At 60.7% G+C, this 15173-nt stretch carries 15 protein-coding genes; 5 read left to right on the forward strand and 10 right to left on the reverse strand.

The genetic code is table 11. From position 1 onward, the window contains the following. Positions 1-79: 79 nt before the first annotated feature. On the reverse strand, positions 80-2221 hold the full coding sequence (gene katE / locus AC0IXA_RS10150; protein ID WP_471812870.1) for a catalase HPII: 2142 nt from the start codon (positions 2219-2221) through the stop codon (positions 80-82). A 262-nt stretch (positions 2222-2483) separates the two neighbouring features. Here katE and AC0IXA_RS10155 point away from each other — a divergent pair, with 262 nt between their 5' ends. The 3 genes from AC0IXA_RS10155 (at position 2484) to AC0IXA_RS10165 (ending at position 5000) form a co-directional block, all read left to right on the forward strand. Continuing rightward, the gene (locus tag AC0IXA_RS10155) at positions 2484-3491 is read left to right on the forward strand and encodes a methionine ABC transporter ATP-binding protein (protein ID WP_016772338.1); all 1008 of its coding nucleotides are present in this window, start codon (positions 2484-2486) and stop codon (positions 3489-3491) included. Beyond that, complete coding sequence (locus AC0IXA_RS10160) at positions 3491-4165, forward strand: methionine ABC transporter permease (RefSeq protein WP_016772337.1); 675 nt, start codon at positions 3491-3493, stop codon at positions 4163-4165. Before AC0IXA_RS10155 ends, AC0IXA_RS10160 begins: the two co-directional genes overlap by 1 nt. Before the next feature lie 64 nt (positions 4166-4229). Next, positions 4230-5000, forward strand: coding sequence for a MetQ/NlpA family ABC transporter substrate-binding protein (locus AC0IXA_RS10165; protein ID WP_039757123.1), 771 nt, complete (start codon positions 4230-4232; stop codon positions 4998-5000). Positions 5001-5232: 232 nt separating this feature from the next. Here the strand turns inward: AC0IXA_RS10165 and AC0IXA_RS10170 are convergent, their stop codons facing one another. Genes AC0IXA_RS10170 through AC0IXA_RS10190 form a run of 5 tightly spaced genes read right to left on the reverse strand, consistent with a single transcriptional unit; the run spans position 5233 to position 9141 of the window. Beyond that, the gene (locus tag AC0IXA_RS10170; protein ID WP_341638270.1) at positions 5233-5868 is read right to left on the reverse strand and encodes an SCO family protein; all 636 of its coding nucleotides are present in this window, start codon (positions 5866-5868) and stop codon (positions 5233-5235) included. Next, on the reverse strand, positions 5865-6764 hold the full coding sequence (gene cyoE, locus AC0IXA_RS10175; protein ID WP_471812873.1) for a heme o synthase: 900 nt from the start codon (positions 6762-6764) through the stop codon (positions 5865-5867). The genes AC0IXA_RS10170 and cyoE overlap by 4 nt, the downstream gene beginning before the upstream one ends. Continuing rightward, entirely contained in the window at positions 6752-7831 is a 1080-nt protein-coding gene (locus AC0IXA_RS10180) for a COX15/CtaA family protein (protein WP_039757117.1), read from the reverse strand. Before AC0IXA_RS10180 ends, cyoE begins: the two co-directional genes overlap by 13 nt. 10 nt (positions 7832-7841) lie before the next feature. Continuing rightward, complete coding sequence (locus AC0IXA_RS10185) at positions 7842-8435, reverse strand: hypothetical protein (RefSeq protein ID WP_471812875.1); 594 nt, start codon at positions 8433-8435, stop codon at positions 7842-7844. Then, positions 8401-9141 (reverse strand): SURF1 family protein, encoded by a 741-nt coding sequence (locus tag AC0IXA_RS10190; protein ID WP_471812877.1) that lies wholly within the window; start codon positions 9139-9141, stop codon positions 8401-8403. Before AC0IXA_RS10190 ends, AC0IXA_RS10185 begins: the two co-directional genes overlap by 35 nt. A 70-nt stretch (positions 9142-9211) precedes the next feature. Between AC0IXA_RS10190 and AC0IXA_RS10195 the strand changes: the two genes are divergently transcribed. Further along, positions 9212-9415 (forward strand): twin transmembrane helix small protein, encoded by a 204-nt coding sequence (locus tag AC0IXA_RS10195; protein WP_471812879.1) that lies wholly within the window; start codon positions 9212-9214, stop codon positions 9413-9415. 90 nt (positions 9416-9505) lie between these two features. Here AC0IXA_RS10195 and AC0IXA_RS10200 read toward each other — a convergent pair whose 3' ends face one another. The 4 genes from AC0IXA_RS10200 to coxB form a co-directional block, all read right to left on the reverse strand. Next, positions 9506-10393 carry a cytochrome c oxidase subunit 3 gene (locus AC0IXA_RS10200; RefSeq protein ID WP_471812881.1) on the reverse strand — a complete coding sequence of 296 codons (888 nt, stop codon included), beginning with the start codon at positions 10391-10393 and terminating at the stop codon, positions 9506-9508. A gap of 25 nt (positions 10394-10418) precedes the next feature. Then, positions 10419-10970: a cytochrome c oxidase assembly protein gene (locus AC0IXA_RS10205; protein WP_076564848.1), complete on the reverse strand. Its 552-nt coding sequence runs from the start codon at positions 10968-10970 to the stop codon at positions 10419-10421. 261 nt (positions 10971-11231) lie between these two features. Next, positions 11232-12818 carry a cytochrome c oxidase subunit I gene (gene ctaD, locus AC0IXA_RS10210; protein WP_016772327.1) on the reverse strand — a complete coding sequence of 529 codons (1587 nt, stop codon included), beginning with the start codon at positions 12816-12818 and terminating at the stop codon, positions 11232-11234. A gap of 82 nt (positions 12819-12900) precedes the next feature. Continuing rightward, positions 12901-14028: a cytochrome c oxidase subunit II gene (gene coxB / locus AC0IXA_RS10215; protein WP_016772326.1), complete on the reverse strand. Its 1128-nt coding sequence runs from the start codon at positions 14026-14028 to the stop codon at positions 12901-12903. 370 nt (positions 14029-14398) lie between these two features. On the opposite strand from coxB, the gene AC0IXA_RS10220 reads away from it, so the two are divergent. Further along, entirely contained in the window at positions 14399-15049 is a 651-nt protein-coding gene (locus AC0IXA_RS10220; RefSeq protein WP_024015006.1) for a hypothetical protein, read from the forward strand. Positions 15050-15173: the final 124 nt, after the last annotated feature.

The following is a 15173-nucleotide window of genomic DNA, read 5'->3' on the forward strand; positions in this document are numbered from 1 at the left end:
GGCTCGCTCCCACAGGTGCAACAGCGTACCTGTGGGAGCGAGCCTGCTCGCGAAAGCGTCCTCTCAACCAATAAAGATCTTAAGCCGGAATCGCCTTGGCCTTAGGCTCGCGCGCCCAAACCCGATGCTCGCCAATCGCGGCGAAGAACGGTTTGGTCAACGCACCCACATCCGCGCCCTGCAACAGCCCCGAATCCGCGTCGAGCTTCAGCAAGTCCTGCAACTGCTTGGCCTCGCCGTGCAGCGCGATCGCCTTCAGGTGCTTGTAGGCCTCCAGCAGATAATGCAGCGCCACGCCGTCACCGCTCAACGCGGTAATCGACGCCGCGCCACCCGGTACGAACACCGCATCGAACGCAATTGAAGGCATGCCTTCCATCGACGCATCCACCGGCAATGTCTTGCCGTCAGCGGTCTTGACTGGCGCCGAGGTCGGGCCTAGCAGTTTCGCGTGGGCGCCCTCGGCTTCCAGCGCTTTCTTCATCGCATCGATGGCCGCAGCATCAACACCATTGGCAGCAAGGATTGCCACCTTGCGCGTCTTGATATTGCCCGGTAGCAGGTTGGCCTGGCTCAGCGCTGGCGACTGCTCCAGCGAGGTCTTGCGCACTTCGATCGTGCCTTGGGCTGGCGCCGGCAAACCAAGGTTTTCCGCCACGCGTTTGGCTAGGGTCAGGTCGATATTGGCAAGGATCTCGTTCACTTCACGGGCACGAATGAACTCACGCTCGACCTTGCCCAGCTCGAAGCTGTAGGCAGCGATGATGTGCTCTTTCTCGTGGTCGCTCATGCTGTTGAAGAACAAGCGGGCCTGGGAGAAGTGATCGCTGAACGATTCGCTGCGCTGACGGATCTTCGCGGCGTCGATGCGCTCCGGGTAGCTCTCGAAACCACCGTCCTGTGCCGCCGGCGGGGTTTCTTTCGGCCAGCCGCCGTCGATCGAGTTTGGCTCGTACGAGGCACGACCCTTATCGATGGTGGTGCGGTGCTGTGCGTCACGCTGGCCGTTGTGGAACGGCGCCACCGGACGGTTGATCGGCAGCTCATGGAAGTTCGGCCCGCCGAGTCGGCTGATCTGCGTGTCGGTGTAGGAGAACAATCGACCTTGCAGCAGCGGGTCATTGGAGAAGTCGATGCCTGGCACGATGTGGCCAGGGCAGAAAGCGACCTGCTCGGTTTCCGCGAAGAAGTTGTCCGGGTTGCGGTTCAGGGTCATTTTGCCCAGCGGCGTAATCGGGACAATTTCTTCGGGGATGATCTTGGTCGGGTCGAGGATGTCGAAATCAAAGTCGTGTTCGTTCTCTTCTTCGACGATCTGTACGCCCAGTTCCCACTCCGGGTAGTCGCCCATCTCGATCGCTTCCCACAGGTCGCGACGATGGTAGTCGGTGTCTTTACCGGCGAGCTTCTGCGCCTCGTCCCACACCAGCGAGCAGGTGCCGGCGGTAGGGCGCCAGTGGAATTTGACGAAGCGTGATTTGCCCTCGGCGTTGATCAGGCGGAAGGTGTGTACGCCGAAGCCCTGCATGCTGCGCAGGCTTTTCGGGATGGCCCGGTCGGACATCGCCCAGATCACCATGTGCGCCGATTCCGGCACCAGCGAGACGAAATCCCAGAACGTGTCGTGCGCCGAGCCGCCGGTGGGGATTTCGTTGTGCGGCTCGGGTTTCACCGCGTGGACGAAGTCCGGGAACTTGATCGCGTCCTGAATGAAGAACACCGGCATGTTGTTGCCGACCAGGTCGAAGTTGCCTTCATCGGTAAAGAATTTCACCGCAAAGCCGCGCACGTCACGCACGGTATCGCCGGAACCCCGTGGCCCCTGCACCGTGGAAAAGCGCACGAACACTGGGGTTTTCTTGCCCGGATCCTGTAGGAAACCGGCCTTGGTCAGCGCTGCATGGTTCTCGTAGGTCTGAAAGAAACCGTGGGCGCCGGTACCACGCGCATGGACGATGCGCTCCGGAATGCGCTCATGGTCAAAGTGCGTGATCTTTTCACGCATGATGAAGTCTTCCAGAAGCGACGGTCCGCGTGGCCCGGCTTTGAGGGTGTTCTGGTTGTCGGCGATCTTCACGCCCTGATTGGTGCGCAGTGCCTGACCGGTGGCGTCGGAACGGAATTCTTCCAGGCTGTCGAGCTTGGCGTTGGTGTTGGCGCGATCCGGGGTATCGGTTCCGGCCATCTCGCTTTTATCGGGTGCAGGCTTTTTGATGCTCATCAGACGTAAACTCCTCGTTTGGCCCCGGATGCCTTCCGCAGACCCTTGAGTGATTCCCGGGCACGGCACCCAGGGTTTCAAGTCGCTTACTTAGTGACTGATGAGCGTTTCAGCCGTTCCGTTTATCTGACCTTTGATCGCGTTATTGCCAAATTGAAGGTTAATTGCGAAATAAATGCTAAGAACCTCTATACGGACAGGCTAAAATGCGCGCCCGGCTAACCGCTGATCCTTTTCCAACGCGCCCCACAAGGTTCGCTACGTGATCGAGTTTCAAAACGTCCACAAGACTTACCGCGTCGCCGGTAAGGATATTCCCGCGCTGCACCCGACCAGTCTCGCCATCGAGAACGGTCAGGTGTTCGGCCTGATTGGCCATTCCGGTGCGGGCAAAAGTACCCTGCTGCGTCTGATCAATCGCCTGGAAGACTCCAGTGGCGGCAAGATCATCGTCGACGGCGAAGAAGTCACCGCACTGGACGCCAACGGCCTGCGCCGTTTCCGCCAGCAGGTCGGGATGATCTTCCAGCACTTCAACTTGCTCGCCTCCAAGACTGTCGCCGACAACGTGGCCCTGCCGCTGACCCTGGCGGGTGAGCTGTCGAGCAGTGAAATCAATCAACGGGTGGCCGAGCTGCTGGCGCGGGTCGGTCTGTCCGACCATGCGAAAAAGTACCCGGCGCAATTGTCCGGCGGCCAGAAGCAACGCGTCGGCATCGCCCGTGCGCTGGCGACCAAGCCGAAGATTCTGCTGTGCGACGAGGCCACCAGCGCCCTCGACCCGCAGACCACCGCATCGGTCCTGCAACTGCTGGCAGAAATCAATCGCGAGCTGAAACTGACCATTGTCCTGATCACCCACGAAATGGACGTGATCCGGCGCGTCTGCGATCAGGTCGCGGTGATGGACGCCGGCGTGATCGTCGAGCAGGGTCCGGTGGCCGATGTGTTCCTGCATCCGCAGCACCCGACCACCAAGCGTTTCGTCCAGGAAAGCGAGCAGATCGACGAGAGCGAGCAGCGTGACGATTTCGCCCACGTGCCGGGGCGTATCGTGCGTCTGACCTTCCAGGGCGAAGCGACCTATGCGCCGTTGCTCGGTACCGTCGCGCGGGAAACCGGCGTCGACTACAGCATCCTTGCCGGTCGCATCGACCGCATCAAAGACATTCCGTACGGGCAACTGACCCTCGCTGTCACCGGTGGCGACATGGAGGCGGCGTTTGCCCGCTTCACCGCCGCTGACGTTCACATGGAGGTGTTGCGCTAATGGCTGACCTGATGAGTTTCTTCGCCAATATCGACTGGTACGAAATCTGGCTGGCGACTGGCGACACCATGCTGATGCTCGGCGGTTCGCTGCTGTTCACCGTGCTGCTCGGCCTGCCGCTGGGCGTGCTGCTGTTTCTCTGCAGCCCGCGTCAGTTGCTGGAAAACCGTGGCCTCTACGCCGTGCTGTCGCTGGTGGTGAACATTTTGCGTTCGCTGCCGTTCATCATTCTGCTGATCGTGATGATCCCGTTCACCGTGCTGATCACCGGCACCTCGCTGGGTGTGGCCGGGGCGATCCCGCCTCTGGTGGTGGGCGCTACGCCGTTCTTCGCGCGTCTGGTGGAAACCGCGCTGCGCGAAGTCGATCGCGGCATCATCGAAGCGACCCAGTCGATGGGCGCGACCACGCGGCAGATCATCATGAACGCCTTGCTGCCGGAAGCCCGTCCGGGCATCTTCGCAGCGATTACGGTGACAGCGATTACACTGGTGTCCTACACGGCGATGGCCGGTGTGGTCGGCGCCGGTGGTCTGGGCGACTTGGCGATCCGTTTCGGCTACCAGCGTTTCCAGACTGACGTGATGATCGTCACCGTGGTGCTGCTGTTGATTCTGGTGCAAGTGCTGCAAATGGTTGGCGACCGCCTGGTCGTGCATTTCTCGCGCAAATAAGCGGTTTTTTAATCAAGAGGCGCGGGCCATTCGCTGGCGGGCGCCCTCACAAGGAGTTAGCTGAATGAAAAAACTGATCGCTGCTTTCGCCGCTGTTGCGGCGTTTTCGGCCCACGCCGAGACCCTGACCGTTGCCGCCACCCCGGTGCCGCACGCGGAAATCCTCGAGTTCGTCAAACCGGCCCTGGCCAAGGAAGGCGTGGATCTGAAGGTCAAGGTCTTCACCGACTACATTCAGCCGAACGTACAGGTCGCGGAAAAGCGTCTGGACGCCAACTTCTTCCAGCACCAGCCGTACCTCGATGAGTTCAACAAGGCCAAGGGCACCAGCCTCGTTGCCGTGACCGGCGTGCACCTGGAGCCGCTGGGTGCTTATTCGAGCAAGCTCAAGGATCTGAAGGACCTGCCCGGTGGTGCCAACGTGGTGATCCCGAACGACGCCACCAACGGCGGCCGTGCGCTGTTGCTGCTGGCCAAGGCTGGCGTGATCACTTTGAAGGATCCGAGCAACATTCTGTCGACCCTCAAAGACATCGAGCAAAACCCGAAAGACCTGAAATTCCGTGAACTGGAAGCCGCGACCATCCCGCGCGTTCTGACTCAGGTCGATCTGGCGCTGATCAACACCAACTACGCGCTGGAAGCCAAGCTTGATCCGTCCAAGGATGCGCTGGTGATCGAAGGCAACGACTCGCCATACGTGAACATCCTCGTGTCCCGCGCGGACAACAAGGACAGCGACGCGATGAAGAAACTGGCGGCTGCACTGCACAGCCCGGAAGTGAAGCAGTTCATTACCGAGAAGTACAAAGGCGCGGTGTTGCCGGCGTTCTGATTAAGGTTGCTGCAATGAAAAGGGGCGCATCTGATGCGCCCCTTTTTCATTGCATGAATACCGCACCGCATTCGTGGCGAGGGGATTTATCCCCGTTCGACTGCGCAGCAGTCGCAATATCATTGCACACGGTATTCCTGATACAACGCAGTTGCAGGTTTGGGGCCGCTTCGCAGCCCAACGGGGATAAATCCCCTCGCCACAAAGGGTTCTCGTTGCTTCCAGTGGTGACTTACTTGCGGTTAAGCATCACCGGCAACTGCGACACCAGTTTGGCGTTGTTCAGCGGCGCCCGAATAAACCCGCGCTGCGTGCCGTCCGGACCAATCACCGCGAGATTGCCGCTATGGTCGACGGTGTAATTCGGCTTGCTGGTGTCCGCCGGAATAAACGGAATACTCACCGCGTTCGCGACCTTCTGCAGCTCTTCAATCGAGGTCGGCGTCAGGCCGATGAACTGCGGATCGAAGTAGCCCAGGTACTGTTTCAACTGCTTCGGCGTGTCGCGGTTGGGGTCAACGCTGACCAGCACGATCTGCAATTTATCCACAGCCTCTTTCGGCAATTCACTCTTGATCTGCCGCAGTTGCGCCAGGGTGGTCGGGCAGATGTCCGGGCAGAAGGTATAACCGAAGAACAACAGACTCCACTTGCCTTTCAACTCGTCGATGGCAACTGGTTTGCCGTCCTGATCGGTCATGGTCACGTCCGGCAGGTTGCGGCTCTGCGGCAGCAGGATAATGCCGGCGTCGATCAGCGCAGTCGGATCGCCCTGGCCTTTGCCGTTCAGCACTTTATTCACGGTAAGCCCGAGGATCAGCGCGATCACGGCGACGAGGATGAAGACGGTTTTCTGGGTTCGGGTCATAGGTTCAACAGTAAGTAGTGGTCTACGAGCAGGGCGATGAACAACAGGAACAAGTACCAGATAGAGTACTTGAAGGTGTTGATCGCCGCGTGCGGCCGACTGCCACGGTACAGCACCACGGCCCATTGCAGAAACCTCGCGCCCAACCCCAGCGCGCAGACCAGATACAGCACGCCGCTCATGTGAATCACGTACGGCAGCAGGCTCACCGCCAGCAGCGCAAAGGTGTACAGCAGAATGTGCACTTTGGTGTAGTGCTCGCCATGGGTCACCGGCAGCATCGGAATGTCGGCCTTGGCGTATTCCTCCTTGCGATGAATCGCCAGCGCCCAGAAATGTGGCGGAGTCCAGGCGAAGATGATCAGCACCAGCAACAGCGGTTCGGCGCTGACATGGCCGGTGGCGGCGGTCCAGCCCAGCAGCGGTGGCGCGGCACCGGCGAGGCCACCGATGACGATGTTCTGCGGCGTCGCGCGTTTGAGAAAACCGGTGTAGACCACCGCATAACCGAGCAGCGAGGCGAGGGTCAGCCACGCAGTCAATTGATTGGTGAAGGTCAGCAGCAGCGCCTGGCCGAGCAACGCCAGCACCAGGGCGAAGGTCAGCGCCGCCACCGGTGAAACCCGACCTTCGGCCAGCGGCCGCTTGTGCGTACGCGCCATCACCGCATCGATACGCCGGTCGACCACATGATTGACCGCCGCCGCGCCGCCGGCGCACAAGGCAATGCCCAGATTGCCAAACACCAGCACTGTCCACGGCACGCCGGCGCGGGTAGCGAGGAACATGCCGACCAGTGAGGTGATCAGCATCAGCACCACGACTTTCGGTTTGGTCAGCTCCAGATAATCGCGCCACAGCGCTTGCGCTGCACGCTGGCCGATCAGACTCGCCATGGCGTTTCTCCTTTCAATGCGATGGGCGCGACGGCAGGTTTGTGCGCACTCAAGCGCCAGCGCGCCAGCACCGGTTGGCTCACCCGCAGCAGGCTGGTGCGCGCGTGATAATTGACCAGCACCAGCGTCAGCAATAACGCCGCACCGCCAGCGTTATGCGCGACGGCCACCGGCAGCGGCAGATGAAACAGTACGTTGCTGATGCCTAGGGTGATTTGCGCGGCGAGGGCGATCAGCAGCAAACCGGCCAGTCGGGTCATGCCCACCGCTTTCAATTGCCAGGCCAGACCGAGCAGCACGACCGTCACCAGCAAAGCGCCGATGCGGTGGGTCAGGTGAATCGCCGTGCGCGCGTCGCTATCCAGTTGTCCGCCGAGATAATTCGGGCCGATGTGCTGAGTCAGGTGGAAACCATTGGCGAAGTCCGCTGGCGGCAGCCACTGGCCGTGGCAGGTGGGGAAGTCGATGCAGGCCACCGCTGCGTAGTTGGAACTGACCCAGCCGCCCAAGGCGATCTGGCCGATCACCAGCAACAGGCCCGCCGTCGCCCAATATTGCAGGCGCTTGGGCACGGTCAGCGCCGGCAGCACGCCGGACAATCTCAGCGTCAGCAGAAACAGCAGACTCAACGTGGCAAAGCCGCCGAGCAAATGTCCGGTGACTACTTGCGGCCAGAGTTTGAGCGTCACCGTCCACATGCCGAACGCCGCCTGAGCGATGACCACCGCCAGCAGAAACAGCGGCAGCTTTACCGGCTGGCCCGGATGGCGCCGATTGACCCAGGCACGCCCGGCCAAAACTGAAATGAGCAAACCGAGGGTGCCGGCGAAGTAGCGGTGAATCATCTCGTTCCAGCCCTTGTGCGCTTCCACCGGCGCGTCAGGGAAATGCAGTTCGGCATGGGCCAGTTGCGCCTCGCTTTTCGGCACGCTGATAAAGCCGTAGCAGCCTGGCCAGTCGGGGCAGCCGAGGCCGGCGTGGGTCAGGCGCGTATAGGCGCCGAGCAACACCACAATCAGTGCCAGCAGGGTGGCAAACAGCGCGAGGCGAAATCCAGGTTTGGCCATGACGATGCCCTTATCCGATGTTCGACAGTTCCAGCAGATGCCGCAGGTCGTTAAGCAGATCCTTGCCCTTCACATTCGGCTCGTAACGCAGCACCAGATTGCCGTGCGGGTCGACGATCCACAGCTGCGGCACGGCTTTGTCGCCGGTGGTCCTGGTAAATACGCCGGCATCCAGCGGATAGCGCTGCAACTGCGGATATTCGCGATCGAGCTTGGCGGCGTACTCGGCGCTCAGTGGTTGCGCGGCGGCGAGCGCGTGGCTGGCGCGCCCGGCTTCGCGGCCGAGGCTGATCTGGATCTGCCGCGCCAGATAAACCAGTTGCTGGCAATCGACAGCGCAGTCCTTCGGCGCCGTGACCAGAATCTGCCAGCGCTGCTCATCGGCCTGCACGCCAAGGTCGGCGCGGGTCTGGCCGTCGCCGATCAGTTCGCCGTGATAGCTGCGTCCTTCCGGCACCCAGAACTGCAATTTGTACATGCCGGTGGCGAGCAGCATCGGCCCGACCACGCCAAGCACGATCAGCAACAACTGAATGCGCCCGCGCCGGCGGCTGGGAACGGGTTTGGCCTCAGACATGCTGGGTGGATTCATGGCGCTTCCCATGGCGTTTCTCCTTTGCGTTGTGCCAGCCCAAATAGAGGTAGAGTCCGAGCAACGCCGTGGCCATGGCGAACCATTGCACGGCATAGCCGAGGTGTTTTTCCGGGCCCATCGCGACCACCGGCCAATCGGTCTGGTAGCTGGCCGGGCCAGGTTCGGCGCGCAATTCGTAGGCGAAGCCGTCGCGCTCCAGGGTTTGCCACAATTTGCCCGGCTCGACGGCGGTGATGATTTGCGGCCAGACATTGCTGGCCGGATCGGCGTGCAACTGGAACGTTGCGCCGGGGGCGACGTAGACCCAGGCGTCGAGCGTCAGCGTCTCGGCGGGTGTGCTGAATTGCGGCGGCACGCGCCGGTCGGGCCATGGCATCCAGCCGCGATTGACCAGCAGCCACAGGCCGCTGCGTTGATCCTGAAACGGTTGCAGCACTTCAACGCCGACCTTGCCGCCACGCTGGCGGTTGTCCAGCAACAGCGTGTGGGCTGGGTCGAACTGGCCGTGCAGTCTCACGCGCCGGTAGGCCGGGTCGGCGTTGCCGAGCAGTTCACTGCTGTCCATCGGTTCGGCCACGCGACGTTCGGCATAACTGGCCAGCAGCGCGGTTTTCTCCGCGCCCCGGCCCAGCTGCCAGAAGCCCAGCGCAACCATCAGTGGCAACAACAGGGCGACTGCCACGGTGGGAATCACGCCCGGGCGAAAGCGCTTCATGGGCGCGCCATAAAGTCAGTGATCGCGATCGCTATACTCAATTGCATCGCCTGTCCCCCGGAGTCTTGCCATGTACAAAGCAGCGATCGTCCTGATGCTGATTGCCACGGTCGTCAGCCTGTTCAGCGGCCTGTTTTTCCTGGTCAAGGACGACAGCAGCTCCAATCGCCTGGTCATCGCCCTGAGTGTTCGGGTGGCACTGGCCGTGGTCACCGTCGGCCTGATGGCCTGGGGTTTCTACAGCGGCCAGCTGGTGTCCCATGCGCCGTGGTAGGCGCGAGCGGCAAGCTTCAAGCGGCAAGCTACAAGTTAGAGGCCATCCCGCTTTGACTTGAAGCTTGCAGCTCGCCACTTGCAGCTGTTTTCAGAGCACATAGACGAAGAAGAACAAACCGATCCACACGACGTCGACGAAGTGCCAGTACCAGCTCGCCGCTTCGAAACCGAAATGGTGCTCGTTGTCGAAGTGGCCCTTCATGATGCGCATCAGCATCACGAACAGGATGATCGTGCCGATGGTCACGTGGGCGCCGTGGAAGCCGGTAAGCATGAAGAACGTCGCGCCGTAGATGCCCGAGCCGAGGGTCAGCCCCAGCTCTTGGTAGGCGTGGATGTATTCCTCGGCCTGGAAACCGAGGAACGCGATGCCCAGCAGTACGGTAATCGCCAGCCACAGTTTCAGTGCGCCGCGATGGCCTTTCTTCAGCGCATGGTGGGCGATGGTGATGGTCACGCTGGAGCTGACCAGCAGGATCGTGTTGAGCAGCGGCAGGCCCCAAGGACTGATGACATCCTTGGGTGGGGGGAACAGTTTCGGGTCGGGGTTGTTCAGCAACGGCCAGACATATTCGAAGTTCGGCCAGAGCATTTCCGACAGGCCCTTGCTGCCTTCGCCGGCCAGCCCGGGTGCGGACACGACGCGGATATAGAACAGCGCGCCGAAGAAGGCGACGAAAAACATCACCTCGGAAAAGATGAACCAGCTCATGCCCCAGCGGAACGAACGGTCCAGTTGTGGGCTGTACAACCCCGCGCGACTTTCCTTGATCACCGCACCGAACCAGCCGAACAACATGTACGCCAGCAGCAGGCCGCCGACGAAAAAGATCAGTGGGCCGTGGGAATCCGGGCGTGCGGCCTTGAGATCGTTGAACCAGGTGGCGAGGCCGTACACGGTGACGAACATCCCGAGCGTGGCGATGATCGGCCATTTGCTCTGGGCCGGGACGTAATAATGCTCATGAGTTGCCATTTATTGTTCTCCTTATCGGCCACGCTCAACCGCCAGTGTTAACAGCCACCGGCGGATGTCGGGCGGTGATATCGAACAGCGTGTAGGACAGCGTCAGGTGCTTCACTTCCTTGGGCATGTCGCGGTCAACGATGAAACGCACCGGCATCTCGATCTGTTCGCCGGGTTGCAGCACCTGCTGGGTAAAGCAAAAGCATTCGGTCTTGTGGAAAAACGCCGCCGCGTTGCTCGGCGCGATGCTCGGCACCGCTTGCGCGCTCATCGGTTTGTCGGTGGGATTGCGCGCGATGAAGACCATCTCGTTCACCGCGCCGGGATTGGCGGTCATCTCGTCGTGTTTCGGGTAAAAGTCCCACGGCATGTCGGCGGTGTTGGTCGACAAGAACTGCACGCGCACCTGGCGCGAGGTGTCGACCACTTGCTCGCCCGCATACTGGCCGCCGGTCTTGCCGTTGATGCCGAAGGCTTTGCACATCACGTCGTAGATCGGCACCAGGGCGAAGCCGAAGACAAACATCGCCACCACCACCAGCAGCAGGCGGGTGACGAGTTTCTTCAGCGAGATCGAGTCAGCCATGATTCATGCCTCCCCGGTGATCACCTTTGCCCGGCAACACCTTTGTGGTGAGGGGATTTATCCCCGTTGGGCTGCAAAGCGGCCCTGAATCCAGCGCACACGGTCTACCTGATGAATTTCGATTGCAGGTTTTGGGGCTGCTGCGCAGCCCAACGGGGATAAATCCCCTCCCCACAAGGGATCTGTGTACATCCACAGGAGATCTGTGAGCATCCACTGGGGATCTGTGCCTCTGCACACATTGCAAAAAACAGCAGGTGTTCATTTCACTTCCGGCGGCGTGGTGAAGGTGTGGTACGGCGCTGGCGACGGCACGCTCCACTCCAGCCCTTCAGCACCGTCCCACGGTTTCGCCGGGGCCGGTGCGCCGCCACGGATGGTCTTGATGACGATGAACAGGAAGAAGATCTGCGTGGCGCCGAACATGAATGCGCCGATCGACGAGACCATGTTGAAATCGGCGAACTGCAGGTTGTAGTCCGGAATCCGTCGCGGCATCCCCGCAAGACCCACGAAGTGCATCGGGAAGAAGGTCAGGTTCATGCCGACGAACGACAGCCAGAAGTGCAGCTTGCCGAGGGTTTCGTCGTACATGTGCCCGGTCCACTTCGGCAGCCAGTAATAGGCCGAGGCGAAGATGCCGAAGATCGCCCCCGGTACCAGCACATAGTGGAAGTGCGCGACGACAAAGTAGGTGTCCTGATACTGGAAGTCCGCCGGGGCGATCGCCAGCATCAGCCCGGAGAAACCGCCAATCGAGAACAGGATGACGAACGCCACGGCAAACAGCATCGGCGTCTCGAAGGTCATCGAGCCCTGCCACATGGTGCTCGCCCAGTTGAACACTTTCACACCCGTCGGCACGGCGATCAGCATGGTCGCGTACATGAAGAACAGCTCGCCCACCAGCGGGATGCCGACCACGAACATGTGGTGCGCCCAGACGATGAACGACAGGAACGCGATGCTCGCCGTGGCGTAGACCATCGAGGTGTAGCCGAACAGCGGCTTGCGCGCGAAGGTCGGGATGATCTGGCTGACCGCGCCGAACGCCGGCAGGATCATGATGTACACCTCGGGGTGGCCGAAGAACCAGAATACATGCTGGAACAGCACCGGGTCACCGCCGCCGGCAGCACTGAAGAAACTGGTGCCGAAGTGAATATCCATGAGCATCATCGTCACGCAGCCGGCCAGCACCGGCATCACTGCGATCAGCAGAAACGCGGTGATCAGCCAGGTCCAGACGAACAGCGGCATTTTCATCAGGGTCATGCCGGGGGCGCGCAGGTTGAGGATGGTCGCGACCACGTTGATCGCGCCCATGATCGAACTGATGCCCATCAAGTGGATGGCGAAGATGAAGAACGTCACGCTCTCCGGTGCGTAAGTGGTGGACAGCGGCGCGTAGAAGGTCCAGCCGAAATTCGGTCCGCCGCCCGGGGTGAACAGCGTCGAGACCAGCAGCAGAAACGCCGCCGGCAACAGCCAGAAGCTGAAGTTGTTCATCCGGGGCAGGGCCATGTCCGGCGCACCGACCATCAGCGGAATCATCCAGTTGGCGAGACCGACGAAGGCCGGCATCACCGCACCGAACACCATGACCAGACCGTGCATGGTGGTCATCTGGTTGAAGAATTCCGGCTGCACGATCTGCAGGCCGGGCTGGAACAGCTCGGCGCGAATGACCATGGCGAACGAGCCGCCGAGCAGGAACATGCAGAAGGCAAACCACAGGTACAGCGTGCCGATGTCCTTGTGGTTGGTGGTCAGCACCCAGCGCATCAGGCCTTTGGCGGGGCCGTGGGCGTGGTCGGCGTGACCGTGGTCATCGATGACAGCGCTCATGGCCGGTCTCCTTCACGAAAGTGGACGGGGCAGGCCAGGGCGCGCTGCCCCGACCGGTTCACTGAATACGCAATTGACCGGCTCATTTGCTTTCCGCCTGTTTCAGCTCCAGCACTTCTTTTGGCGTGACCATGTCGCCCTTGTTGTTGCCCCAGGCGTTACGTTCGTAAGTCACGACCGCTGCGATATCGACTTCCGACAGCTGTTTGCCGAACGCCGCCATGGCAGTGCCGGGTTTGCCGTGGTAGACGATGCTCAGGTGATCCTTGATCGGCCCGGTAGCGATTTTCGAGCCCTTGAGTGCCGGGAACATCGGCGGCAGGCCTTGGCCTTCGGCCTGGTGACAGGCCACGCAAGTGGTGTGGTAAACCTTGTCGCCGCGCTCCTTGAGCTCGTCGAGGGTCCATTCTTTGCTGGTCAGCTCTTTGAGCTGTGCGGCTTCGGCCTTGCGCTCGGCGAGCCATTTTTCGTAGTCGGCCTGTTCCTTGACCTCGACCACGATCGGCATGAAGCCGTGATCCTTGCCGCACAATTCGGCGCACTGGCCACGGTAGAGGCCAGGCTTGTCGATGCGTGTCCAGGCCTCATTGACGAACCCCGGAATCGCATCGCGCTTGACCGCAAACGCCGGCACCCACCATGAGTGAATGACGTCGGCCGAGGTCACCAGAAAGCGCACCTTGGCGCCGATCGGCAGCACCAGCGGCTTGTCGACTTCGAGCAGGTAGTGCTCGCCCTTGGCTTCTTTGTTGTGAATCTGTTCGGCGGGGGTGGCCAGGTTGCTGAAGAACTCGACGTCCTGGCCCAGGTATTTGTAGTGCCACTTCCACTGATAACCGGTGATCTGGATATCGATGTCCGGCTCGCTGGTGTCGTACATCTTGATCAGCGTCGCGGTGGCGGGGACGGCCATGGCCACCAGGATCAGCAGCGGCACGATGGTCCACATGATCTCGACGCCGGTGCTTTCGTGGAATTTGGCCGCGACCTGGCCAGTGGAGCGGCGGTGCACCATCATCGACCAGAACATGGCGCCGAAGACGATGATCCCGATCACCACACAGATCCAGAAAATGGTCATGTGCAGGTCGAATACTGCGTGACTGATTTCAGTCGCTCCAGGCGCCATATTCACAGTCCAGGCCGCGTTGGCCGGGCTGAAAATCGACCACAACAGGAGGCCCATCCAGACATGTGGATGTCGCATCATTGCGGGTTCCCCTTATCGTTCTTGTTATCCCGCCGGCGTATCGCCTGCGGCAAGGGAGCGGCTGCATCAGACTACGAACTTGAATCGCCGGGCCTTGCTGCGGGTGCAGTCGGGCGTCATCAGCTAACTCCATTCATTGGCGAGTATAGACAGCGCCCGGGAATTGCAACCCGGGCACGTAAATGAGCTGAAACACCCGGCGCTTGCGTTCAAGTGCCCGAATGGAGAAGGATGCAGACGAGTGGTGGCGAATGGATATAACGCAGCTGCATCAAGGATGAAATAATTATGACAAATGCGTCTTAGCGTTTTTCGTAAGCCAGCTAAGTTATGTCTTCCCTATTTCATTGCCTTGTTTCCTGGAGTTTTCATGAACACCGCCGCATTGCGCGAGCAGATCCAAAAAGCCCAACAGCACGAAAAAGACACCGGCCTGCTGACCCGTCAGCTGGAAAGCAAGCTGCCTCACCTGCACCCGGCGATCCAGTTGCCGGAAGCCGACGCCCAGGGCGTGCTGACGCGTTTTGTCGCCGCCTACATCGATGAAGTACCGGACCTGCTGGATGCAGCCAATGAAGTCGCCAGGGAAGCGGGAATCGAATCGCAGATCAAACCTGTGCTGAAAATCGCCGAGCAGTATTTCCTCCAGCCGCCGGCGATCATGGCCGGACACGTCGGCCTGGACAGCCTGCTCGACGAAGCCTATCTGGCACACCGCTTTGTCGAAGAGGTCAACGACCTGTACATCAAGCATTTCGGCCAGCCATTGATCCCCTTGGACATGACGGTCGCCAACCTGATTGCTCACCAATTGATCGGTGAGGAATTCGCCAACCAACTGGATGAAGCGGTGCATCATGCGATCGACGAGATGCTCAACGAAGAGAGTTTTGCTTTGGAGTCGGTCGAAGCCTATCGCGAAAAACTCAGCAGTCCGGACACTGGCGCGGCGTGGAAACGCTGGCCGTGCATGAGCCGCCGGTTGGGTGTGGGGCTTGAGCTGGATCAGCCTGCTGCGTAACCCTCATACACCCTAGATGCAATGTGGGAGCGAGCCTGCTCGCGAATGCGGTCGATCATTCAACATCTCTGTTGGCTGATACACCGCTTTCGCGAGCAGGCTCGCTCCCACAGGGTTTGCGTTT

Source organism: Pseudomonas sp. AC083 (assembly GCF_979253165.1).